We start from the raw sequence: 20,936 nt of genomic DNA on the forward strand, positions 1-20,936 counted from the left end.
GTGGGGGGGGGGGGGGGTTTACCCTGCGGGGGGTGTGTTGTTTGGGTGGGGTGGGGGGGGGGGGGGCGGCCCCCCCCCCCCCCCCCCCCGCCCGTCGCCCGTTTCTCTACCCGTCGGTAGCATCCAGTCATGGCAGAGACCCAGCAGGTTGAGCAGCGGGACGAGAACAAGGCACTGGCCCGGCAGGCGGCGCGCGCCGAACGCAGGGCCGCCCGGCTGGCCAAGCAGATCGGCGCCTTCGCCGGACGGCACGGCGGAGCCGAGGGACAGCTCGCGTACATCGGACAGGCCGGCACCCGCATCGTGCTCGTCGGCGAGGACGGCAGCTGGGGCGATCTGGTCGCCCCCACGCACGCCGTCGCACGCGCCGCCGCCGAGAAGGCCGGACTCACACTGCACGACTCCTTCGACGGGGAGTTCGCCGCCAAGGTGAGCACCGGACCGTACGAATGGAACCGTATGGCCGGGATCCAGCTCGGCGGGCGCGAGGTCTGACGCGAGGTCCGATGCGAGGCCTTGACACGAGGCCCCTGACACGAGGCCCTGACGCGAGGCCCGAAAAGCGCCACCGGATCTGAACTCACCCGTTAGGACTGTAGGAGCAAGCGATACGGTCCACGACGGGAATCGGCGATGATCGAAGCAGCGTCCTTGGTGGACCAGTGCTGCCACGGTGTGCTCCGTACGGAACTGGGTCTCGGCACCTTCGAGGCCCAGCTCGGCCGGGGGGCCGGACCGTCCGCCCCGGGTACCACCTTCTTCGACACCCAGACCGGGTTCGCGGTACGGCGCTGGTGCCCACCGCTGCTCGGGCTCGATCCACACTGCTCGCCGGCCCGCTATCTCGCCCGCCGCCGCGAACTCGGCGCACTCGAAGTCGCCGGACGGCTGCTGCGCTCCACCGGGATCTCCACCTATCTGGTGGACACCGGAGCCCCCGGCGACCTGACCCGGCCCGACGAGCTGGCCGCGGCGGGGCGGGCCGCGGCCCATGAGATCGTCCGGCTCGAACCGCTCGCGGAACGGATCGCCGATGTCTCCGGATCCGTCGGCGGCTTCCTGGCGGGCTTCGCCGAGGCCGTACACACCGCCGCCCGCTCGGCCGTCGCCTTCAGCTCCGTCGCCTTCATCCCGACCGACGGGAGCGGGAGCGGGTACGGCCTGGCGGCGGCGCCCGAGCCGCCGGGCCCCGGAGAGGTGCGCGGCGCGGCGGGACGCTGGCTGGCGGGGCGCCGGCCCGGGAGCCCGCCCACCGATCCCGTACTGCTGTGCCACCTGCTCTGGACGGCGGTCGCCTCGGGGCTGCCGCTGCATCTGCACACCGGCACCCCCGGCGCGTACCGGACGGCCGGTCGCGCCGATCCTCTGCCGCTCACGGGTTTCGCGACGGCCACGGCCGGGCTCGGCACCGCCCTCGTCCTGCCGGCGTCCCCTCCGTACCACCGGCGCACCGCGCATCTGACGAGTGTCTTCCCGCATGTGTACGCGGATCTGGGGTCCGCCCTCACGCACACGGGGGCCGGAGCCTCGGCCGTACTCGCTCAGATGCTGGAAGTGGCGCCGTTCGGGAAGCTGCTGTTCTCCAGTGGCGCGCGCGGGCTGCCCGAACTCCACGTGGTCGGCGCCCGGGTCTTCCGGCAGGCACTGGCCCGGGTCCTGGGCGGCTGGGTCGCCGACGGGGCCTGGTCGCTCGGGGACGCCCGGCGCGTCGCCGGGATGATCGCGGCGGACAACGCCCGCCGCCTCTACGGACTGCCGGGCGACGGACCGTCAAACCCCTGACATGGCCTGGTCCGACTGCGGCTCCGACTGCGCGGGGATGTCCGCCGTGGTCCCCGCGCGCTCGCGCAGGCTCACCGCCAGCCGCAGGACGGCGATCCACATCAGGCTGGAGCCGAACATATGGGCACCGACCAGGACTTCGGGGACATCGGTGAAGAACTGTACGTAGCCGATGGCGCCCTGGGCGAGCAGCACCACCAGCAGGTCCCGGGCGCGCGCCCGGGTGTCGGCCGGCGCGTCCGCCACACGCAGCACCAGCCACATCGCCACGGCCAGCGCGCAGACGAGCCAGGCGAACGCGGCATGCACATGAGCGGCGTCGACCCAGTCGAACGGCATCCGGGGCACGTCGCTGCTGTCGCCCGCGTGCTTGCCGGAGCCCGTCACCGTCGTGCCCACCGCGATCAGTACCGCGGAGGAGCCGACCAGCGCCCAGGACAGCTTCCGCACCGGGCGCGGGACGCGCGGCCGGGGGGTGCCGTCGCCCTCGCCGACCCGCAGCCAGGTCAGGGTGGTGACGGTGAGCAGCACATTGGCGAGGAGGAAGTGCCCTGCCACGGTCCACGGGTTGAGGCCCGCCAGCACCGTGACGCCGCCGATCACGGCATTGCCCATCACGATCCAGAACTGGGACCAGGCGAGCCGGGTCAGCCCGCGCCGCCATGGCTTGCTCGAGCGCGCCGCGATGATCGCCCAGCCGACGGCCGCGCTCAGCACGTACGTCAGCATCCGGTTGCCGAACTCGATCGCCCCGTGGATCCCCTGCTCGGGTGTGGTGAAGAGGCTGTCGTCCGTGCACTTGGGCCAGGTGTCGCAGCCGAGGCCGGAACTGCTCAGCCGTACCGCGCCGCCGGTCACGATGATCACTACGGTCATCAGGACGGCGCTGAGCGCGGCGCGCCGGAGCGTGCGGGGTGACGGTGTCCAGCGTTGGGCGATATATGCGAGGGGGGTCTGCACGGCAACCATCGTAGGACGGAGCTTGTGCAGCTTTTCACGAGGGGTGCGTGTGCCGCGTCCTCGCGGAACGGGCTTACTCCCAGCGGAAGAGGGCGCCCGCGGCGCCGAGTCCGAGCGCGGCCCAGACGGCGAGGATTCCGAGGTCGCCCCATGGCATCGAGGCGCCGTGCTGGAGGATCTCCCGCAGCCCGTCGGAGAGAGCCGAGATCGGCAGCAGTCCGAGCACCGACCGGGCAGCGTCGGGGAACTTGTCCAGCGGCACGATCACCCCGCCGCCCACCAGGAGCAGCAGGAAGACCAGGTTGGCGGCGGCCAGGGTGGCCTCGGCGCGCAGGGTGCCCGCCATCAGCAGGCCGAGACCGGAGAAGGCCGCGGTGCCGAGCACGAGCAGCGGCAGTACCGCGAGCGGGTTGCCCTGGGGGGACCAGCCCAGCGCGAAGGCGATCACCGTCAGCAGCACGATCTGGAGCACCTCGGTGACCAGGACGGAGAGCGTCTTCGCGGTCATCAGGGCCCAGCGCGGCAGCGGTGAGACGGCGAGCCGCTTGAGCACTCCGTACCGCCGCTCGAAGCCGGTGGCGATGGCCTGGCCGGTGAACGCCGTGGACATCACGGCCAGCGCGAGGACGCCGGGGGCGAGGAAGTCCACCGCCTTGTCCGTGCCCGTGCCGACGACGTCGACCGTCGAGAACAGCGCCAGCAGCAGGGACGGGATGATCACGGTCAGCAGCAGCTGCTCGCCGTTGCGCAACAGCAGCTTCGTCTCGAACGCCGTTTGCGCCCCGATCATCCGGAGCAGCGGGGCGCCGCCGGGCGCCGGGGCGTACGTACCGGCGCGCGTGCCGCCCGAGGGGGTGTCACGGGTGCCGCCGGTGCTCGTACCGGTGCTCATGAACGCAGCTCCTTGCCGGTCAGTTCGAGGAAGACGTCCTCCAGCGTGTGCCGCTCCACGGCGATCCGGTCCGGCATCACTCCGTGCTGGGCGCACCAGGAGGCCACCGTGGCCAGCAGCTGCGGGTCGACCGTGCCGGTGACCCGGTACACCCCGGGTGCCGGTTCGGCCGCCTCCGTGCCGTCGGGCAGCGCCTTCAGCAGGGAGCCGAGGTCGAGCCCGGGGCGTCCGGTGAAGCGCAGGGTGTTCTCCGCGCCCCCGTGACACAGGTCGTCGGGGCTGCCCTGGGCGATGACCCGGCCGGCGTCGATGATCACGACATCGTCGGCCAGCGTCTCGGCCTCGTCCATGAAGTGCGTGGTCAGCACCACGCCGACGCCGTCGGCGCGCAGTTCGCGGACCAGTTCCCAGGTGGAGCGGCGGGCCTGCGGGTCGAGCCCGGCGGTGGGCTCGTCCAGGAAGACCAGCTCGGGGCGGCCGACGACGGCCAGGGCCAGCGCGAGCCGCTGCTGCTGCCCGCCGGAGAGCCGCCGGTAGGTCGTACGGCCGCAGCCGCCGAGGCCGAGCCGTTCCGTCAGCGCGTCCACGTCGAGCGGGTTCGCGTGCAGCCGGGCCATGTGGCGCAGCATCTCGCCGGCGCGCGCGCCGGAGTACACGCCGCCGGACTGGAGCATCACGCCGATGCGCGGGCGGAGCCGGGCCGCGTCGGCGACGGGATCGAGGCCGAGCACGCGCACGGTGCCGGCGTCGGGTGTGCGGTAGCCCTCGCAGGTCTCGACGGTGGTCGTCTTGCCGGCCCCGTTGGGGCCGAGGACGGCGGTGACCGTACCGGCCCGTACCACCAGGTCCAGGCCGTCCACCGCGGTCTTCGTCCCGTACCGTTTGACCAGGCCGCGGACCTCGACGACCGGTTCTCCGGAGCTGCGGCCCGCGGCGGACCCGCTTTCGGGCAGGGGGGCACCCGCGATGTCGCTGTACATGCCGGGAAGTCTAGGCACGGGCGAGGCCCCTCAGGGCCGCGGGGCCGGGCGGGCCGCTCGCCTCCCCGGGCGGGCCGCTCGCGTGTCCCGCGCGTGTCCTGCCGCGTGCGACCCGCACGCCCGGAAAAGGGGCGCGCGAGCACCGGAAGGGCGGCTCCCGTGCGCCGCGCGCGGGGCTCCTACGCTGCACGAACGCCCTTTCTTAGGTAACCCTAAGTGATGAAGCGCACCACTGGTGGCTGCGGACCGTGGTTGTCACGGCCGAAGGAATTACGCAACAATGGCGTTGTGAAATACGTTGGCGAGGCTCCTCAGGAGGAACTCGCGACCGGTGAGCACTCCACTCGCAACCGGGTCGCGCGCTCCGTCCTGGACCATGGTCCGTCCACCGTTTCCGAACTGGCGGGCCGCCTCGGACTCACCCAGGCGGCCGTCCGCCGCCATCTCGACGCACTGGTCGCCGACTCCGTGGTGGAGCCCCGTGAGCAGCGGGTGTACGGCTCGCGCGGACGCGGCCGGCCCGCCAAGGTGTTCGCCCTGACCGACTGCGGCCGGGACGCCTTCGACCAGTCCTACGATCAGCTCGCCGCCGACGCCCTGCGCTGGATCGCGCGGACGGCCGGCGACGGTGAACCGGGCGAGGCGGCCGTGACCGCCTTCGCCCGCGCGCGGCTCGCCGCCCAGGCCGGGGCCTACCGCGAAGCGATCGAGTCCGCGGAGCCCGGCGGCCGTACCCAGGCACTCGCCAAGGCGCTGAGCACCGACGGGTACGCTGCTACGGCTCGTAGCGCGCCGAACCGGCAGGGCGAGCAGCTCTGCCAGCACCACTGCCCGGTCGCGCACGTGGCGGAACAGTTCCCCCAGCTGTGCGAGGCGGAGACCGAGGTCTTCTCCCAGCTGCTCGGAACGCATGTGCAGCGTCTGGCCACCATCGCTCACGGCGACGGGGTCTGCACGACCTTCATTCCCCGCGCCACCTCACAGACCACTCATCACGCATCTGAAAGCACAGCCGGGAGGAACCCCGCATGACGCTCCCCACAGAGACTGCCCACCCCGAACTCGAGGGCCTGGGTACGTACGAATTCGGCTGGGCCGACTCCGACGCCGCCGGCGCCGCTGCCAAGCGAGGCCTCTCCGACGCTGTCGTCCGTGACATCTCGGAGAAGAAGAACGAGCCGGAGTGGATGCTGAAGCTGCGGCTCAAGGGCCTGCGGCTGTTCGACAAGAAGCCCATGCCGAGCTGGGGCTCGGACCTGTCGGGCATCGACTTCGACAACATCAAGTACTTCGTCCGGTCCACCGAGAAGCAGGCCGCTTCCTGGGAGGACCTGCCGGAGGACATCAAGAACACGTACGACAAGCTCGGTATCCCGGAGGCGGAGAAGCAGCGCCTGGTCGCCGGTGTCGCCGCCCAGTACGAGTCCGAGGTCGTCTACCACCAGATCCGTGAGGACCTGGAGGAGCAGGGCGTCATCTTCCTGGACACCGACACCGCGCTCAAGGAGCACCCGGAGCTCTTCCAGGAGTACTTCGGCACCGTCATCCCGGTCGGCGACAACAAGTTCGCGTCGCTGAACACGGCCGTGTGGTCCGGCGGATCGTTCATCTACGTGCCGAAGGGCGTGCACGTCGACATCCCGCTCCAGGCCTACTTCCGTATCAACACGGAGAACATGGGCCAGTTCGAGCGGACGCTGATCATCGTCGACGAGGACGCCTACGTCCACTACGTCGAGGGCTGCACCGCCCCGATCTACACCTCGGACTCGCTGCACAGCGCCGTGGTCGAGATCATCGTCAAGAAGGGCGGGCGCTGCCGCTACACGACCATCCAGAACTGGTCGAACAACGTCTACAACCTGGTCACCAAGCGTGCCGTGGCCTACGAGGGCGCGACCATGGAATGGGTCGACGGCAACATCGGCTCCAAGGTCACCATGAAGTACCCGGCCGTCTACCTGATGGGCGAGCACGCCAAGGGCGAGACCCTGTCCATCGCCTTCGCGGGCGAGGGCCAGCACCAGGACGCCGGCGCCAAGATGGTCCACATGGCCCCGCACACCTCGTCGAACATCGTCTCCAAGTCGGTGGCGCGCGGTGGCGGCCGTACCTCGTACCGCGGTCTGATCGAGATCGGCGAGGGCGCCGAGGGCTCCAAGTCCAATGTGCTCTGTGACGCGCTGCTGGTGGACACCATCTCGCGGTCCGACACCTACCCGTACGTGGACGTCCGCGAGGACGACGTGTCCATGGGCCACGAGGCGACCGTCTCCAAGGTCTCCGAGGACCAGCTCTTCTACCTGATGAGCCGCGGTCTGACCGAGTTCGAGGCGATGGCGATGATCGTGCGCGGCTTCGTCGAGCCGATCGCCAAGGAGCTGCCCATGGAGTACGCGCTGGAGCTCAACCGGCTGATCGAGCTGCAGATGGAAGGCTCCGTCGGCTAGTGCCGGTGCCGCGACCGGCACCAGCACGGGCCCGTCCCGTCCCGACGCGCCTTCCCCCGGGCAGCGACCGATTTCTTACGCAGAGGCAGAGAGAGAGCACGACGACAGCCATGGCTGAGGCTCAGAACATTCCGGTGGGTTCCACCACCGCCGGTTCGATCGCGGTGGCCGCCGAGTCGACCGTCGCCACGCGCATGAGCGCGCCCCCCTCCTTCGACGTCGCGGACTTCCCCGTCCCGCACGGTCGTGAGGAGGAGTGGAGGTTCACGCCGCTGGAGCGGCTGCGCGGTCTGCACGACGGCACCGCCGTCGCGGCGGACGGCGGCGTCACGGTCGAGGTGACGGCCCCCGAGGGCGTCACCGTCGAGACCGTCGGCCGCGACGACGCCCGGATCGGCAAGGCCGGTACGCCGGTGGACCGGGTCGCCGCCCAGGCGTTCTCCTCGTTCGAGAAGGCCTCGGTCGTCTCGGTGCCCAAGGAGACCGTGCTGAGCGAGCCGATCCGGATCACCGTCCAGGGCCAGGGCGGGACCGCCTACGGCCACCAGATCGTGGAGCTCGGGGCCTTCGCCGAGGCGGTCGTGGTCATCGACCACGCCGGCGACGCGGTGCTCGCGGCCAATGTCGACTACCTGATCGGGGACGGCGCCAAGCTGACCGTCGTCTCCGTCCAGGACTGGGACGACAAGGCCGTCCACGTCGCCCAGCACAACGCGCTGGTCGGCCGCGACGCCTCGTTCAAGTCGGTCGTCGTCACCTTCGGCGGCGATGTCGTACGGCTGCACCCGCGCGTGCGGTACGCGGGCCCCGGTGGCGAGGCCGAGCTGTTCGGCCTCTACTTCACCGACAAGGGCCAGCACCAGGAGCACCGCCTCCTGGTCGACCACAATGCCCCGCACTGCAAGTCCAACGCCGTGTACAAGGGCGCGCTCCAGGGCGACGACGCACACGCCGTATGGATCGGTGACGTCGTGATCCGGGCTTCGGCCGAGGGCACCGACACCTACGAGATGAACCGCAACCTCGTCCTCACGGACGGCGCGCGGGTCGACTCCGTGCCGAACCTGGAGATCGAGACCGGTGAGATCGCCGGTGCCGGTCACGCCTCGGCCACCGGCCGCTTCGACGACGAGCAGCTCTTCTACCTGATGGCCCGCGGTATCCCGGAGACCGAGGCCCGCCGTCTGGTGGTCCGCGGCTTCTTCGCCGAGCTGGTCCAGCAGATCGGACTGCCCGACGTCGAGCAGCGCCTGCTCGCCAAGATCGAGGCGGAGCTGGAGACAGTGTCATGAGTGGGCCGGCGACCTTCGTCCGCGCCTGTGGACTGGGAGAGCTGGAGGACGACACCCCGAAACGGGTGGAGCTCGACGGCATTCCGGTCTCCCTCGTCCGTACCGAGGGCGAGGTGTTCGCGATCAACGACATCTGCTCGCACGCGAATGTGTCGCTGTCGGAGGGCGAGGTGGAGGACTGCATGATCGAATGCTGGTTGCACGGCTCCAGCTTCGACCTCCGTACCGGCAAGCCGTCCGGCCTTCCCGCGACGCGCCCCGTCCCCGTATACCCCGTCAAGATCGAAGGGGACGATGTGCTCGTCTCCGTCACCCAGGAGTCCTGAGTCACCCATGGCAACGCTTGAAATCCACGACCTGCACGTCTCCGTCGAGGCCGAGAACGGCCCCCGCGAGATCCTCAAGGGCGTCGACCTGACCGTCAAGCAGGGCGAGACGCACGCCATCATGGGCCCCAACGGCTCCGGCAAGTCGACCCTCGCCTACTCCCTCGCGGGCCACCCCAAGTACACGATCACCGGTGGCACCGTGACCCTGGACGGCGAGGACGTCCTGGAGATGACCGTCGACGAGCGCGCCCGCGCCGGTCTCTTCCTCGCGATGCAGTACCCCGTCGAGGTCCCCGGCGTCTCCGTCTCCAACTTCCTGCGCACCTCGGCCACCGCCGTGCGCGGTGAGGCCCCCAAGCTGCGCACCTGGGTGAAGGAGGTCCGGGAGACCATGGAGCGTCTCCAGATGGACCCCGCCTTCGCCGAGCGCAACCTGAACGAGGGCTTCTCCGGCGGCGAGAAGAAGCGCCACGAGATCCTTCAGCTCGAACTGCTCAAGCCCAGGATCGCGGTGCTCGACGAGACCGACTCCGGTCTCGACGTGGACGCGCTGCGGGTCGTCTCCGAGGGCGTCAACCGCGTCCGCGAGTCCGGCGAGGTCGGCACCCTGCTGATCACGCACTACACGCGGATCCTCCGCTACATCAAGCCCGACTTCGTGCACGTCTTCGCGCAGGGCCGCATCGCCGAGTCCGGCGGCGCGGAGCTGGCCGACAAGCTGGAGAACGAGGGCTACGAGGCATACGTGAAGGGTGGCCCCGTGAGCGGAGTGAACTCAAAGGAGGACGTCGCGTGACACAGCTGCCGGGCCTTCTCACCCCGTCGGATCAGCTGCTCGACGAGGCGATCCGCAAGGATTTCCCCATCCTCGACCGGGTGATCCATGACAAGAAGCTCGTGTACCTGGATTCCGCCGCGACCTCGCAGAAGCCGCGCCAGGTGCTCGACGCGCTCAACGAGTACTACGAGCGGCACAACGCGAACGTGCACCGCGGCGTGTACACGATCGCCGAGGAGGCCACGGCGCTGTACGAGGGTGCCCGCGACAAGGTCGCCGCCTTCATCAACGCGCCGAGCCGCGACGAGGTGATCTTCACCAAGAACGCCTCCGAGTCGCTCAACCTCGTGGCCAACATGCTCGGCTGGGCCGACGAACCCTACCGGGTGGACCACGAGACCGAGATCGTCATAACGGAGATGGAGCACCACTCCAACATCGTGCCGTGGCAGCTGCTCGCGCAGCGCACGGGCGCGAAGCTGAAGTGGTTCGGCATCACCGACGAGGGCCGCCTCGACCTGTCCAACATCGACGAGATCATCACCGAGAAGACGAAGATCGTCTCCTTTGTGCTGGTCTCCAACATCCTGGGCACGCAGAACCCGGTCGAGACGATCGTCCGCCGCGCGCAGGAGGTCGGTGCGCTGGTCTGCATCGACGCCTCGCAGGCCGCGCCGCACCAGGTGCTCGACGTACAGGCGCTCCAGGCCGACTTCGTGGCCTTCACCGGCCACAAGATGGTCGGCCCGACGGGCATCGGTGTGCTCTGGGGCCGGCAGGAGCTGCTGGAGGACCTTCCGCCGTTCCTGGGCGGCGGCGAGATGATCGAGACCGTGTCGATGCACTCGTCGACGTACGCTCCGGCGCCGCACAAGTTCGAGGCGGGGACGCCCCCGATCGCCCAGGCCGTCGGCCTCGGCGCGGCCGTGGACTACCTCTCCGCGATCGGCATGGACAAGATCGCCGCGCATGAGCATGTGATCACCGAGTACGCGGTGAAGCGCCTGCTGGAGGTCCCCGACCTGCGGATCATCGGTCCGGAGACGGCCGAGGACCGTGGCGCCACGATCTCCTTCACGCTGGGCGACATCCACCCGCACGACGTGGGTCAGGTGCTGGACGAGCAGGGCATCGCCGTCCGGGTGGGCCACCACTGCGCCCGGCCGGTCTGCCTGCGGTACGGAATTCCCGCGACCACGCGAGCGTCCTTCTATCTGTACTCCACTCCGGCTGAGGTCGACGCACTGGCCGAGGGGCTGGAGCACGTCCGTAACTTCTTCGGATGAGACTTGAGAGGCTGACGTGAGGGGCTGTCCGTGAAGCTGGATTCGATGTATCAGGACGTCATCCTGGACCACTACAAGCACCCGCACGGGCGCGGTCTGAGGGACGGCGACGCCGAGGTGCACCACGTCAATCCGACGTGTGGTGACGAGATCACACTGCGTGTGCGGTACGAGGGTTCGCGGATCGCGGATGTCTCGTACGAGGGCCAGGGCTGCTCGATCAGCCAGGCCAGCGCGTCCGTGCTGAACGAACTCCTGGTCGGCAAGGAGCTGGCCGAGGCCCGGCGGATCCAGGACGCCTTCCTGGAGCTGATGCAGTCCAAGGGCCAGCTCGAGCCGGATGACACGATGGAAGAGGTGCTGGAGGACGCGATCGCGTTCGCCGGCGTCTCGAAGTACCCCGCCCGGGTCAAGTGCGCCCTGCTCAGCTGGATGGCGTGGAAGGACGCGACGGCCCAGGCCCTGGGTGACGACGCGCGGGGCGACAGCGCGACGAAGGAGACGGCATGAGCGAGAACGAGACCGTGACGATGAAGCCGGCCTCCGAGGAGGAGGTCCGTGAGGCTCTGTACGACGTCGTCGACCCTGAGCTGGGTATCGATGTCGTGAACCTGGGCCTGATCTACGGCATCCACATCGACGACTCGAACATCGCCACCTTGGACATGACCCTGACGTCGGCGGCCTGTCCGCTGACCGATGTGATCGAGGACCAGGCGAAGGCGGCGACGGACGGGATCGTCAACGAGCTGAAGATCAACTGGGTCTGGATGCCGCCGTGGGGCCCGGACAAGATCACGGACGACGGCCGCGAGCAACTGCGGGCGCTGGGCTTCAACGTCTGAGCGTTCCATCGCACTGGCGCCGTCCCGCTGGCGTTCCCGAAGGCCCCATGACCGGCGACCGGTCGTGGGGCCTTTCGCGTGTGCGGTCCGGCGGTGTCCCCCGACGCTGATCACGCCGGTGTGGTGGGTCCCCTGCTGAGCGCCGCACGCCGACGGCTGTGCGGGCGGTCAGGCCGCCGTCGTGTCGAATCGCGGCCGCTCCCGGAGCAGGGCGCTCCCATCGTGCCCGGGGCGGATCTCCGACGGCTGCTCGCCCCGCCTGAAGATCACGGCTCCGGCCTCGATATCGCCGAGGGTGAGCCGGTCGCCCTCCCGGCGCGGCCACGGACCCTCGACGGTTCTGCTGGCCCGCGCCCTCGCGGTGCGGCCGGCCGGTGAGGTGGTGACCGCGTTCGGCCGGAACCTCTGACGGTCCGCGATGCGGACAGCCGTACGTATCGATGCGTACACTCGTACGCATGGGATATGGACTGCTGGCCGCCGCGATCGTGGCGGAGGTGGCCGCGACGACGGCCATGAAATACAGCGAGGGCTTCACACGCCTGTGGCCCTCGCTGCTGACCGTGACCGGCTATGTGCTCGCCTTCGTGCTGCTCGCACAGACCCTCAAGACCGTTTCCATAGGCACCGCGTACGCGGTCTGGGCCGGTGCGGGGACAGTGGCCATCGCGCTCATCGGGATTCTGTTCATGAACGAGTCGGCGAGTACGGTCAAACTGGCGGGAATCGCTCTGGTGGTCGCGGGCGTCGTCGTACTCAACCTCGGAGGGGCCCACTGATGAGCCGTCGTTACGACCCCGAACGGCGCCAGCGGATCATCGACGCCGCGATCCGGGTGGTGGGCCGGGGCGGTATCGCGGGGCTGAGTCACCGTACGGTCGCCGCCGAGGCCGATGTGCCGCTCGGCTCGACCACGTACCACTTCGCCTCCCTGGACGAACTGCTGGTCGCCGCGTTGCGGCAGGCCAACGAGGGGTTCGCGGTGGCGGTACGGGCGAGTGGGGTCTTCGACGATCCGGAGTGCGATGTGGCCGGTGAGCTGGCCCGGCTCACGGGGGAGTGGCTCGCCAAGGACCGTACGGGCGTCGAGCTGGAATACGAGCTGTATCTGGCGGCCCTGCGGCGGCCCGCGCTGCGCCCGGTCGCGGGGGAGTGGTGCGCGGGGATCGCCGAACTCCTCGCGCCGCACACCGACCCCGTCACCGCGCGGGCGCTGCTCGCGCTGCTGGACGGGATATGTCTCCAGGTGCTCCTGACCGATACGCCGTACGACGTCGACTACGCGCGCGTGATGCTGGCGCGGCTGATTCCGTGAGGGTTCCGCGGGTGCCGGCTGTTCGTCGGCCGCTTCCCGGCCGCCCGGCGCGCGGCGGTAGATTGTGCCGATGAACATCCCACCCCTGGGGCCCGAGATCACCTACGCCGAGTGCAGGCAGTGCGGAACGCTGATCGCCGGGCTGGACGGCCGCTACAGCTGTGGCGTCTGCGGCTGGGTCAACCACCACTCCGAGGGGCACGGCCCGTTGCCGCGCGCGGAGGACGACGTCGATCACGGGGTGGGCGGCTCCGAGAGCAACAGACTGAGCTGAGCGCGGGCGGTTGCCTACGAGCGAGGGGCGGGCCGGAGTGTGATGGACGTGCGCCGGTGATGGGCCCGTGTCAGGGCCGGACGCGCGTGGGTGCCGGACGCGCGGCCGGTGGGGCGCGTGTCCGGCGCGTCGCCCGTCACCTGAGACCGGTTCGCCCCGGCGCTGTCCGGCCCGTTAAGTTTTGGGCATGACCGACACGACTTCCCCCCGTACCACCGGCGCCGTCGCCGCCGGCCTCGCCACCCTCACCGAGGACGGCACCGTCCTCGACACCTGGTTCCCCGCGCCCGAGCTCTCGGCCGAGCCCGGACCGGCCGGCACCGAGCGGCTGACCGCCGAGCGTGCCGTGGAACTGCTCGGGGAGGGCGCGGCCAAGGCCATCGGGCCCGACGCGCGTCGCGGGGTCGAGGTCGTCGCCGTCCGTACCGTCATCGCCTCGCTCGACGACAAGCCGCTGGACGCGCACGACGTGTACCTGCGTCTGCACCTCCTCAGCCACCGCCTGGTCGCGCCCCACGGCCAGAACCTGGACGGCCAGTTCGGACTGCTCGCCAATGTCGCCTGGACCTCGCTCGGGCCGGTCGCCGTGGACGCGCTGGAGACCGTACGGCTCAACGCGCGCGCCGAGGGCCTGCACCTTCAGGTGACCTCGGTCGACAAGTTCCCGCGGATGACCGACTACGTCGCCCCCAAGGGGGTACGGATCGCCGACGCCGACCGCGTACGACTCGGCGCGCACCTCGCCGCCGGTACGACCGTGATGCACGAGGGCTTCGTCAACTTCAACGCGGGCACGCTCGGCACCTCCATGATCGAGGGCCGGATCTCCGCGGGCGTCGTCATCGGCGACGGTTCCGACGTCGGCGGCGGCGCGTCCACCATGGGCACGCTCTCCGGCGGCGGCAAGGAGCGCATCGTCATCGGCGAGCGCTGCCTGATCGGCGCCGAGGCGGGCATCGGTATCGCGCTGGGCGACGAGTGCGTGGTCGAGGCGGGGCTGTACGTCACGGCCGGTACGCGCGTCACGCTGCCCGACGGGCAGGTCGTCAAGGCGCGCGAGCTGTCCGGGGCGAGCAACATCCTCTTCCGCCGCAACTCGGTCACCGGCACGGTCGAGGCCCGCCCGAACAACGCGGTGTGGGACGGCCTCAACGATGTCCTCCACAGCCACAACTGACCCGCGCCCGAACCGCGGTCGACCGGCGGCCGGTCCGTAGCCGATCCGCGTCCGGGGCCGCCATGAACTCGCCGTACGTTCGCGGCAGCCCGTCGGCCCTCCCGGCCGGCGGGCTGCCGCGTTTTGCGCACCGGGGCGTGGTGACGCGCGCCGGACGTGTGCGCGGTGCCCGGATATCGGCATCGAACAGTGATCGGCTGCCCGTTCGGAATGCGGCAGGATGCATCCATGACGTCCCGTCTTCGCCCGGCTTCACCGGTGCAACTCGCGCCGCTCGCAGGCGTGTCGGCCGGCGCACCGCCGCAGAGAGGGACGGCCCCGGCGTCGCCGGTGGAGCGTAAAGATCTGCCCCCGTTCGGTGTCGGAGTCCCGAACAACGGCGTGCTGGAGGGGGTTTCGGGGTAATCGTGGCCGGACTGTCAGTGGGGGCTGGTCCAATTGAGGACATGGAGGGCATGACGAACATGAACACCGAAAATGCCGACCGGGGCGATGCCGGGACGGGCGATGCCGACCGAGGTGTGCCGGATCAGGGTGAGCCTGACAGGGGTGAGCCCGACCGGGCGGAGCTGGAGGCGCTGCGCGCCGCCTTTCCGGCGGAACACTGCCTGCCGCCGCTGGGCTGGGACGCGGTCCGCGCCTTCGAGCGCGCGCAGGGCATCGTCCTGCCCGAGCCGTACCGCACGCTGGTCGCCGAGATCTGTGACGGATGCAGTGACGGGCCCGCCGACATCGACGGGCTGATACCGGTGGCCGCGCTGCCCGCCGACTGGGGCTGCGACCAGACGCAGCGGGTGCTGTCCGAGCCGTTCCCGCTCACCGAGGCGTGGGTGTGGGAGGACGATCCCCGGCCGTACGAGGAGATAGAGCCGCTCATCGACGCGGTCTCCAACTACGGGAGTGTGGTGCTGGGGACGGACGGCTGCGGAATGTACTGGCATCTGGTGGTCACCGGTCCGCACCGGGGCCGCATATGGAACATCAGCGATGTGGGCGCGGCGCCGTTCGGGGCGGCCTTCGGCCACACCACCGCGGACGAGGGATTCGCCGGCTGGGTGGCGCACTGGGCCGCCTCGCGGCGGTCGTGGTTCGACGTCGTCGTGTGACGGGGGACCGGGGGACGGCCCGAACCGACGACGGGCCCACGGGGTGACGGGCCCACGGAGTGACGGGGTGACCGTATGAGGGGGTGACGGGGAGGGCCGACGGCCGCCGCCACGGCCTGTTGACCTCAACCGCGCTTCATCTTTGAGGATGGTGTCCTGAGGCGCACCGCGGGGGTGCGCTGCGAGGAGGCACCGCCATGTCCGTACGGATCACCGACCTGCCCGAGATCACCCGCCCCGGCGTGGGTGTCGTCATGGCCAGTACCTGGCGCGTCGGCACGCCCGAGCGGCAGCGCGCCGCCGTCGAGGCCATCGCCGCGGCCTGGCGAAGCCGGGAGTGGCCGGACGTCGGCCTGCTCTCGTACAGCGTCCTCACCGGCAATGACGGGGACACTCTGCTCCACTACTCGCAGTGGAGCGACGTGGAGGCGCACCAGGAGTTCGTCCGCACCTTCCGGGACGAGCGCAACGCGGAGATCGACGCGGCCGTACCGGGGATCGAGCGCGCCGGACCGCGCTCGTACGAGCTGTACCGCAGCGGGGCCGGGAGCGGGAGTGTGGTGCCCGGCTGTGTCGTGATCGTGGACGTCGAGTTCGACGGCCCCGACTCCGGGCTTCAGAAGCGCTGGGTCGACGCCGTCTTCGCCGCCCTCGGCAGCGACCCGGCCACGCCCGAAGGCGGACTCTCGGCGCACTTCCACATCAGCACGGACGCGACGCGGGTGCTCAACTACGCGGAGTGGGCGAGCGAGCAGGCGCATGTCGCCGCGCTCGACGCGCCTGGGGACGGGGTCGGTTCGCTCACCGACGACTGGAAGCGGGTGCAGGGCTACCCGGGGCTGAAGGGCAGCACGGTGAAGCGGTACACCCCGGCGATCAGCCTCGGCGCCGGGTGAGAGGGGCATCCGGCGGACGCGTTCCGCAGGCGCGGCCGATGCGCAGAGGCCGCTGAGGTGTTGTGGACCCCCTCCGGGCGAGCGCGCTGGCCCGGTCTCACGGGCGAGTGCCGTGAGAGCGGTGGCCCGGCCGCCGTGGGGTACGGCCGGACCACCGCGGCTTCTCAGGGGCGGAAGCGCAGCACCTGCGGGTCGTGGTCGCTGTTCTGCTGGGCGAACTCCGCGTTGATGTGCACGCTGTCGTAGTCGAAGGAGCCGGAGGTGATCGACGGGCTGGTCAGGATCTGGTCCAGGACCTGGGCGTTGCCCTGGTAGACGTACGAGTAACGCTCGGCGGCCGGCAGGGACTTCACCGCCGGGTACAGCGCGCCGTCGGCGCTCAGCGCCTTCGCCGTACCGGAGAACTCGAAGTCGTTGATGTCGCCCAGGACGAGGACATCCGCGTCGCGCTGGACCGCGAGGATGTCCTTGACGAAGGTGTTCACCGTCCGCGCCTGCTGGAGCCGCTGGATCTCGGACGAGCGGTTCACCGGCTGGTGGTGCGAGGTCAGGCTCTCGTCACCGCCCTTGGAGGCGAAGTGGTTCGCGACCACGAAGACCGGGCGCCCGCGGAAGGAGAACTCTGCGGCGAGCGGCTTGCGGCTGTTGGTCCACGCGTCGTTCGCCGGGTCAACCCGGCCGGGGGAGTGGGTCAGCGCCGCGCGGCCCTTCGTCCGTACGACATCCGTCGCGGTCGTCGCGTCCCCGCCGGGCCGGTCGGTGAAGGAGACGCGCGCGGGGTTGTAGAGGAAGACCTGGCGGATGTTTCCGCCGGGCTCGCCGCCGTCCTTGTTGTTCTCCGGATCGATCGTGCGCCAGGCGTACGAGGGGCCGCCGGCCTTGCTGATCGCCGCCGTGAACTTCTTGACGGTCTCCTCGGCGGAGACCGTGCCGTCGTCCTTGGCGCCCGTGCTGTCCTGGATCTCCTCCAGGGCCACGATGTCCGGCGAGGAGAGGTTGTGGACGACACCCGAGGCGAGCGCGTCGAACTTGGTCTGCGCGTCGGACGGATCGAGGTTCTCGACGTTGTACGTGGCGACTGCCAGCTCGCCGTCCCGCTGCGGGCGGGTGGTCTCGCGGGCGAGCTTCCGGTCGGTGATCTCGCCGAGCGTACGGGCGACCAGTGTGTAGCCGCCGAACTGGTTGAAGTCCAGGGGGCCTTCGGTGGTGCCGGTCAGGGCGTCGCCGACGTTCGCCACCGGGAACGGCCGCTCGGCGGCGGGCGCGAGCTGCTGGACCTGGAGCCGGCCGGTGTTCTGGGAGGTGTACGAGCCGTAGACCGTGCCGCCGCGGCGGCTGTCGTTCTCGTGCGGCTTCACCGTCACCCACAGCTCCGCGTACGGGTCGGTGGCGCCGACCACGCGCGAGCTGCCGATGCGGACGTTCATGCCCTCCAGCGACTCGTAGTGGTCCAGGGCGTAACTGCGGGGCTTCAGACGCAGGCCGTTGATGCTGTTGCCGGCCGCCGCGTCCCCCTTCGGGGCGTACGCGGCGGGCACCGACTTCCCCGAGATGGTGACCGGCGCGGGCACCCGGTTGCCGGAGGAGACGACCGTCACCTTGGGCGAGGAGATCTGCGTGAGCGACTGGTTGCCGGAGGCGGCGCCGCCGGGGATGTACTCCGTGACCGTGCCGGAGACCGTGACCGAGTCGCCCACGGCGACGGTCGGTACGGAGCTGGTGTAGACGAAGACGCCTTCGCTGGTGGCGGGGTCGTTGTCGGGGGCCTGGTCCTGGATCCAGAAGCCCCGGGAGCCGGAGGTCCGTACACCGGTGACGATGCCGGGGACGTCCGCGACGGGGGTGCCCACCAGGGGGGATATCCGGCCGGTGCCCTGGATGCCATGGATCCGGATCTCGGCGGCGGAGACGGGGCCGGCGCCGGCCAGCAGCCCGGCGGCCATGGCGACGGCGACGAGAGCAGGCACGGCGGCCGTTCTCGGTACGGAAGAAGGCATCACAGAACTCCGGGGGGAAGTAAGGGAGGAGAGAGGGAGAGCGGCGGCACTGCCGTATGTCTACGCGCGTCAATCTCTTGGCTGGACGGGGTACTTGTCAAGAGGTTCCAGGTGTAGCCAGGTTGTCGGGTACATGAACCAGGTGGGATGGGGTCAAATACGTCTACGCTGGGGGCCGCCTCGACCCGTACGCCGCAAGGAGATTCGCCGTATGACCGGAGACCACCCGACCCTGCCGCCGGTGCGACTGCCCTCGGACGCGGAGCTGGCCCGCGACGCGCTCGCCGCACCGCTGCTCGTCCGGGCCGTGTCCCTCGCCCGCTGGGCCGGGCCGGAGACACGGGTGCGGGCCGGGGGTGAACTCGTCGACGAGCAGTTGCCGGCCGCGGCGGAACTGCTGGGGCTGGGCGACGAACTGTCGGAGGGCGACGCCGAGGCGTACGCGAGTGAGGCGTGGCGGGTCGCGGTCGACACCGCGCTGGTCGAGGTCGAGGACCCGGACGAGGACGCGCACGGCCGCTCGGACGCGGACGCCCGCTCCGGCGCGGTCGGCGGGCGGGAAGGCCAGGAAGCGGACGGCTCCCATGGCGCGGACCACGACGGTGCCGAGGGGCGCGTCAGGGCGGGCGAGCAGCTCGCGCTGGTCACCTCCGGCTCGCCCCAGGACATCCTGTCCCTCTGGCTCGACGCCCTGGACGTCGTGTTCGCGGACGCGACCGCGCCGGTCCTGGACGACCTCGCCGCGGCCATCGGCGACGACGGCGAGATCGACTTCGAGTCGCTCGACTGGGACCCGGAGCTGGAGGCGGAGTTCCTGGAAGGCGTCCTCGGCAACCTCTATCTGCTCACGGTCGCGGACGGAGGCGCCACGGAAGGGGCCGTCCCCCTGCCCGTACTCGCCGCGTCGATGGTCGTGCCCGACGACATGGGCGAACCCACCGACGACATCCTTGAGCAGGTGTCCGAGGCGATGATGCGACTGGACGACCAGTTCCGCCTGCTGGAGCCGATCGGGCTCGTCTCGTACGTACCCGTGGACGAGGCCCTGATGGCCGAGGACGCGGGCGGCGCGGCCGGTTCGGCGGAGCCCGTGGACGAGGAGGATGTCTCGCGGTACGGAATGGTCCGGCTGACCACCCTCGGACTGTACGGAATCCGGGCCCGGATGCTGGAGGCGGGAGTCGAAGCGCCCCTGGTCGGCGATCTCGCGGACAAGGACGCGCACGCGCTGCTCGGCGGCGTCGCGCACTTCCCCGAGACGGCCGCCCGCGCCGAGACGGAGCAGTGGCTGGCCCGCCGCACTCCGGTCGACGCGGCCCACGAGCTGCTGGCCGCCGCGCGCGGCACGGACACCGGCGCGCCGCTGCGTCGGCTCCACTGCCAGCAGGCGCTGTCCCTGGTCGGCGCGGAGGCCGAGCCGGCGGTACGCAACGTCCTGGACGACTCCGAACTGGGCGGCCTGGCGCGTGTCTGGCTCGCCGAACTGGGCGCGGGCGATGTGCCGCCGCCACCCGAGTCGATGATCTTCTGGCTCGCCATCGACACGATCGCCGCGCAGCTGGACGCGGAGGGCGAAGCGGACGAACTCCAGGAGCTGGTCGAGGGCCTGGTCGGGCAGCACAGCGGATTCTTCGAGGCGGCGTGGCGGGTGGACCACCCGGCGACGGTGGAGGTGCTGGAGGAGATGGGGCGGCTGCACCGGGACCGCGGGGTGTCGAAGGACGCCAGGAAGGCGGCGTTCAAGGCCAGGTCGCGCGGGGGAAGCTGAGGTCGCCCGGGGGAGGTCGCGCGGGGTGGTTCAGCTCCCTCACCGGAGGTAGGACGCTCCGTTGAGGTCCAGGACCGAGCCCGACGACCACTGGGCTCCCGGCGACGCCATCCACAGCACCGCCTCCGCGATCTCCTCCGGTTCGGCCACCCGTCCGAACGGGCTCTGCGCGCGTATCGCTTCGCCCGCCTCGCCGGTCAGGCGGTGCGCGACGCGTTCCGTGGCGAAGAAGCCCGGCGCCACGGACGCCACGCCGATGCCGTACGGGGCCAGGGAGACGGCCAGGGACTGGCCGAGCGCGTGGACGGCCGCCTTTGTCGCGCCGTACGCCGGGTGGTCCGGCTCGCCCCGGAAGGCGCCCCGGGAGCCGATGTTGACGATCCGGCCCGGTGCGGCGCGGTCGATCATGGAGTGGGCGGCGCGGTGGCTGAGCAGCGCCGTGGCCAGGAGGTTGACGGACATGTGACGCTGCCAGGCCGCAGCCCACTCCTCGTACGACGTGGTGGCCGGCGGGTGCGGTTCGTTCACCGCCGCGTTGTTGACCAGGACGTCGATCCCGCCGAGCTTGTCGGCCGCCTCGTCGGCGACCTGGGCCGCGCCCGCCGGGTCCGACAGATCGCCGCCCACCAGGATGTGGCCCGTACCGGACAGTGACTCCAGGGTCTGCTGGGCGTCGGAGGCGCGGCTGCCGTAGTGGACGGCGACGCGGTCGCCGTTGGCCGCGAAGGCTCGGGCGACGGCGCGGCCGAGGCCGCGGGAGGCGCCGCTGATGAGGACGCGGCGGCCGGTGGCGGGGAGGTTCATGGGGA

General features: G+C 70.7%; 23 protein-coding genes. 17 read left to right on the forward strand and 6 right to left on the reverse strand.

What is annotated here, in order from left to right; genetic code table 11:
• Positions 1–129: 129 nt before the first annotated feature.
• Together ACIOJD_RS11900 and ACIOJD_RS11905 are read left to right on the forward strand one after the other, a co-directional pair.
• The gene (locus ACIOJD_RS11900) at positions 130–495 is read left to right on the forward strand and encodes a hypothetical protein (RefSeq protein ID WP_401911309.1); all 366 of its coding nucleotides are present in this window, start codon (positions 130–132) and stop codon (positions 493–495) included.
• Between the two features lie 138 nt (positions 496–633).
• On the forward strand, positions 634–1,782 hold the full coding sequence (locus ACIOJD_RS11905) for an amidohydrolase family protein (protein ID WP_401911312.1): 1,149 nt from the start codon (positions 634–636) through the stop codon (positions 1,780–1,782).
• Here ACIOJD_RS11905 and ACIOJD_RS11910 read toward each other — a convergent pair.
• The 3 genes from ACIOJD_RS11910 to ACIOJD_RS11920 all read right to left on the reverse strand — a co-directional run bounded on the left by ACIOJD_RS11910 (position 1,771) and on the right by ACIOJD_RS11920 (position 4,614).
• A complete protein-coding gene (locus ACIOJD_RS11910; protein WP_401911315.1) occupies positions 1,771–2,751 on the reverse strand; it encodes a heme A synthase in 981 nt (326 codons plus the stop codon). The genes ACIOJD_RS11905 and ACIOJD_RS11910 overlap by 12 nt on opposite strands.
• Positions 2,752–2,815: 64 nt before the next feature.
• The gene (locus ACIOJD_RS11915) at positions 2,816–3,634 is read right to left on the reverse strand and encodes an ABC transporter permease (protein ID WP_401911318.1); all 819 of its coding nucleotides are present in this window, start codon (positions 3,632–3,634) and stop codon (positions 2,816–2,818) included.
• Positions 3,631–4,614, reverse strand: coding sequence for an ABC transporter ATP-binding protein (locus ACIOJD_RS11920; RefSeq protein ID WP_401911320.1), 984 nt, complete (start codon positions 4,612–4,614; stop codon positions 3,631–3,633). Before ACIOJD_RS11920 ends, ACIOJD_RS11915 begins: the two co-directional genes overlap by 4 nt.
• Before the next feature lie 288 nt (positions 4,615–4,902).
• On the opposite strand from ACIOJD_RS11920, the gene ACIOJD_RS11925 reads away from it, so the two are divergent.
• The 8 genes from ACIOJD_RS11925 (at position 4,903) to ACIOJD_RS11960 (ending at position 11,594) form a co-directional block, all read left to right on the forward strand.
• Positions 4,903–5,646, forward strand: coding sequence for a helix-turn-helix transcriptional regulator (locus ACIOJD_RS11925; RefSeq protein ID WP_401911323.1), 744 nt, complete (start codon positions 4,903–4,905; stop codon positions 5,644–5,646).
• Complete coding sequence (gene sufB, locus ACIOJD_RS11930; protein WP_401911325.1) at positions 5,643–7,064, forward strand: Fe-S cluster assembly protein SufB; 1,422 nt, start codon at positions 5,643–5,645, stop codon at positions 7,062–7,064. The genes ACIOJD_RS11925 and sufB overlap by 4 nt, the downstream gene beginning before the upstream one ends.
• A gap of 110 nt (positions 7,065–7,174) precedes the next feature.
• Positions 7,175–8,356 (forward strand): Fe-S cluster assembly protein SufD, encoded by a 1,182-nt coding sequence (sufD, locus tag ACIOJD_RS11935; protein WP_401911327.1) that lies wholly within the window; start codon positions 7,175–7,177, stop codon positions 8,354–8,356.
• Entirely contained in the window at positions 8,353–8,682 is a 330-nt protein-coding gene (locus tag ACIOJD_RS11940) for a non-heme iron oxygenase ferredoxin subunit (protein ID WP_401911330.1), read from the forward strand. Before sufD ends, ACIOJD_RS11940 begins: the two co-directional genes overlap by 4 nt.
• 7 nt (positions 8,683–8,689) lie before the next feature.
• Positions 8,690–9,481, forward strand: coding sequence for a Fe-S cluster assembly ATPase SufC (sufC, locus tag ACIOJD_RS11945; protein ID WP_401885915.1), 792 nt, complete (start codon positions 8,690–8,692; stop codon positions 9,479–9,481).
• Positions 9,478–10,749: a cysteine desulfurase gene (locus ACIOJD_RS11950; RefSeq protein ID WP_401911333.1), complete on the forward strand. Its 1,272-nt coding sequence runs from the start codon at positions 9,478–9,480 to the stop codon at positions 10,747–10,749. The genes sufC and ACIOJD_RS11950 overlap by 4 nt, the downstream gene beginning before the upstream one ends.
• 30 nt (positions 10,750–10,779) lie before the next feature.
• Positions 10,780–11,259 (forward strand): Fe-S cluster assembly sulfur transfer protein SufU, encoded by a 480-nt coding sequence (sufU, locus tag ACIOJD_RS11955; protein ID WP_401911336.1) that lies wholly within the window; start codon positions 10,780–10,782, stop codon positions 11,257–11,259.
• Positions 11,256–11,594: a metal-sulfur cluster assembly factor gene (locus ACIOJD_RS11960; RefSeq protein ID WP_401885923.1), complete on the forward strand. Its 339-nt coding sequence runs from the start codon at positions 11,256–11,258 to the stop codon at positions 11,592–11,594. Before sufU ends, ACIOJD_RS11960 begins: the two co-directional genes overlap by 4 nt.
• A gap of 168 nt (positions 11,595–11,762) precedes the next feature.
• On the opposite strand, the gene ACIOJD_RS11965 is transcribed toward ACIOJD_RS11960, so the two are convergent.
• A complete protein-coding gene (locus ACIOJD_RS11965; RefSeq protein ID WP_401911339.1) occupies positions 11,763–12,044 on the reverse strand; it encodes a hypothetical protein in 282 nt (93 codons plus the stop codon).
• An 8-nt stretch (positions 12,045–12,052) separates the two neighbouring features.
• On the opposite strand from ACIOJD_RS11965, the gene ACIOJD_RS11970 reads away from it, so the two are divergent.
• The 6 genes from ACIOJD_RS11970 to ACIOJD_RS11995 all read left to right on the forward strand — a co-directional run bounded on the left by ACIOJD_RS11970 (position 12,053) and on the right by ACIOJD_RS11995 (position 16,362).
• The gene (locus ACIOJD_RS11970; protein ID WP_401911342.1) at positions 12,053–12,373 is read left to right on the forward strand and encodes a DMT family transporter; all 321 of its coding nucleotides are present in this window, start codon (positions 12,053–12,055) and stop codon (positions 12,371–12,373) included.
• Positions 12,373–12,909: a TetR/AcrR family transcriptional regulator gene (locus ACIOJD_RS11975; protein WP_401911344.1), complete on the forward strand. Its 537-nt coding sequence runs from the start codon at positions 12,373–12,375 to the stop codon at positions 12,907–12,909. The genes ACIOJD_RS11970 and ACIOJD_RS11975 overlap by 1 nt, the downstream gene beginning before the upstream one ends.
• Positions 12,910–12,979: 70 nt before the next feature.
• The gene (locus ACIOJD_RS11980) at positions 12,980–13,183 is read left to right on the forward strand and encodes a hypothetical protein (RefSeq protein ID WP_401911347.1); all 204 of its coding nucleotides are present in this window, start codon (positions 12,980–12,982) and stop codon (positions 13,181–13,183) included.
• A 187-nt stretch (positions 13,184–13,370) separates the two neighbouring features.
• Entirely contained in the window at positions 13,371–14,360 is a 990-nt protein-coding gene (dapD, locus tag ACIOJD_RS11985) for a 2,3,4,5-tetrahydropyridine-2,6-dicarboxylate N-succinyltransferase (RefSeq protein ID WP_401911349.1), read from the forward strand.
• Between the two features lie 464 nt (positions 14,361–14,824).
• Positions 14,825–15,466: an SMI1/KNR4 family protein gene (locus ACIOJD_RS11990; protein ID WP_401911352.1), complete on the forward strand. Its 642-nt coding sequence runs from the start codon at positions 14,825–14,827 to the stop codon at positions 15,464–15,466.
• Between the two features lie 197 nt (positions 15,467–15,663).
• Positions 15,664–16,362 carry an antibiotic biosynthesis monooxygenase gene (locus ACIOJD_RS11995; protein WP_401911354.1) on the forward strand — a complete coding sequence of 233 codons (699 nt, stop codon included), beginning with the start codon at positions 15,664–15,666 and terminating at the stop codon, positions 16,360–16,362.
• A gap of 164 nt (positions 16,363–16,526) precedes the next feature.
• Here the strand turns inward: ACIOJD_RS11995 and ACIOJD_RS12000 are convergent, their stop codons facing one another.
• Positions 16,527–18,359, reverse strand: coding sequence for an endonuclease/exonuclease/phosphatase family protein (locus ACIOJD_RS12000; protein ID WP_401911356.1), 1,833 nt, complete (start codon positions 18,357–18,359; stop codon positions 16,527–16,529).
• Positions 18,360–18,570: 211 nt separating this feature from the next.
• Here ACIOJD_RS12000 and ACIOJD_RS12005 point away from each other — a divergent pair, with 211 nt between their 5' ends.
• The gene (locus ACIOJD_RS12005) at positions 18,571–20,127 is read left to right on the forward strand and encodes a hypothetical protein (RefSeq protein ID WP_401911358.1); all 1,557 of its coding nucleotides are present in this window, start codon (positions 18,571–18,573) and stop codon (positions 20,125–20,127) included.
• Between the two features lie 39 nt (positions 20,128–20,166).
• On the opposite strand, the gene ACIOJD_RS12010 is transcribed toward ACIOJD_RS12005, so the two are convergent.
• Positions 20,167–20,931: an SDR family NAD(P)-dependent oxidoreductase gene (locus tag ACIOJD_RS12010; RefSeq protein ID WP_401911360.1), complete on the reverse strand. Its 765-nt coding sequence runs from the start codon at positions 20,929–20,931 to the stop codon at positions 20,167–20,169.
• Positions 20,932–20,936 lie beyond the last annotated feature (5 nt).

The sequence above is a fragment of the Streptomyces sp. NPDC088116 genome, assembly GCF_044741745.1.
Classification (GTDB): Bacteria; Actinomycetota; Actinomycetes; order Streptomycetales; family Streptomycetaceae; genus Streptomyces.

What these genes read in the sequence shown, in the direction of transcription:
- ACIOJD_RS11980 (WP_401911347.1), top strand. Translation starts at nt 12,980, where the DNA reads ATGAACATCCCACCCCTGGGGCCCGAGATCACCTACGCCGAGTGCAGG.
- ACIOJD_RS11990 (WP_401911352.1), top strand. Translation starts at nt 14,825, where the DNA reads ATGAACACCGAAAATGCCGACCGGGGCGATGCCGGGACGGGCGATGCC.
- ACIOJD_RS11915 (WP_401911318.1), bottom strand. Translation starts at nt 3,634, where the DNA reads ATGAGCACCGGTACGAGCACCGGCGGCACCCGTGACACCCCCTCGGGC.
- ACIOJD_RS11975 (WP_401911344.1), top strand. Translation starts at nt 12,373, where the DNA reads ATGAGCCGTCGTTACGACCCCGAACGGCGCCAGCGGATCATCGACGCC.
- ACIOJD_RS11995 (WP_401911354.1), top strand. Translation starts at nt 15,664, where the DNA reads ATGTCCGTACGGATCACCGACCTGCCCGAGATCACCCGCCCCGGCGTG.
- ACIOJD_RS12000 (WP_401911356.1), bottom strand. Translation starts at nt 18,359, where the DNA reads ATGCCTTCTTCCGTACCGAGAACGGCCGCCGTGCCTGCTCTCGTCGCC.
- ACIOJD_RS11910 (WP_401911315.1), bottom strand. Translation starts at nt 2,751, where the DNA reads ATGGTTGCCGTGCAGACCCCCCTCGCATATATCGCCCAACGCTGGACA.
- ACIOJD_RS11905 (WP_401911312.1), top strand. Translation starts at nt 634, where the DNA reads ATGATCGAAGCAGCGTCCTTGGTGGACCAGTGCTGCCACGGTGTGCTC.
- ACIOJD_RS12005 (WP_401911358.1), top strand. Translation starts at nt 18,571, where the DNA reads ATGACCGGAGACCACCCGACCCTGCCGCCGGTGCGACTGCCCTCGGAC.
- dapD (WP_401911349.1), top strand. Translation starts at nt 13,371, where the DNA reads ATGACCGACACGACTTCCCCCCGTACCACCGGCGCCGTCGCCGCCGGC.
- ACIOJD_RS11940 (WP_401911330.1), top strand. Translation starts at nt 8,353, where the DNA reads ATGAGTGGGCCGGCGACCTTCGTCCGCGCCTGTGGACTGGGAGAGCTG.
- sufC (WP_401885915.1), top strand. Translation starts at nt 8,690, where the DNA reads ATGGCAACGCTTGAAATCCACGACCTGCACGTCTCCGTCGAGGCCGAG.
- ACIOJD_RS11960 (WP_401885923.1), top strand. Translation starts at nt 11,256, where the DNA reads ATGAGCGAGAACGAGACCGTGACGATGAAGCCGGCCTCCGAGGAGGAG.
- ACIOJD_RS12010 (WP_401911360.1), bottom strand. Translation starts at nt 20,931, where the DNA reads ATGAACCTCCCCGCCACCGGCCGCCGCGTCCTCATCAGCGGCGCCTCC.
- sufB (WP_401911325.1), top strand. Translation starts at nt 5,643, where the DNA reads ATGACGCTCCCCACAGAGACTGCCCACCCCGAACTCGAGGGCCTGGGT.
- sufD (WP_401911327.1), top strand. Translation starts at nt 7,175, where the DNA reads ATGGCTGAGGCTCAGAACATTCCGGTGGGTTCCACCACCGCCGGTTCG.
- ACIOJD_RS11970 (WP_401911342.1), top strand. Translation starts at nt 12,053, where the DNA reads ATGGGATATGGACTGCTGGCCGCCGCGATCGTGGCGGAGGTGGCCGCG.
- ACIOJD_RS11900 (WP_401911309.1), top strand. Translation starts at nt 130, where the DNA reads ATGGCAGAGACCCAGCAGGTTGAGCAGCGGGACGAGAACAAGGCACTG.
- ACIOJD_RS11920 (WP_401911320.1), bottom strand. Translation starts at nt 4,614, where the DNA reads ATGTACAGCGACATCGCGGGTGCCCCCCTGCCCGAAAGCGGGTCCGCC.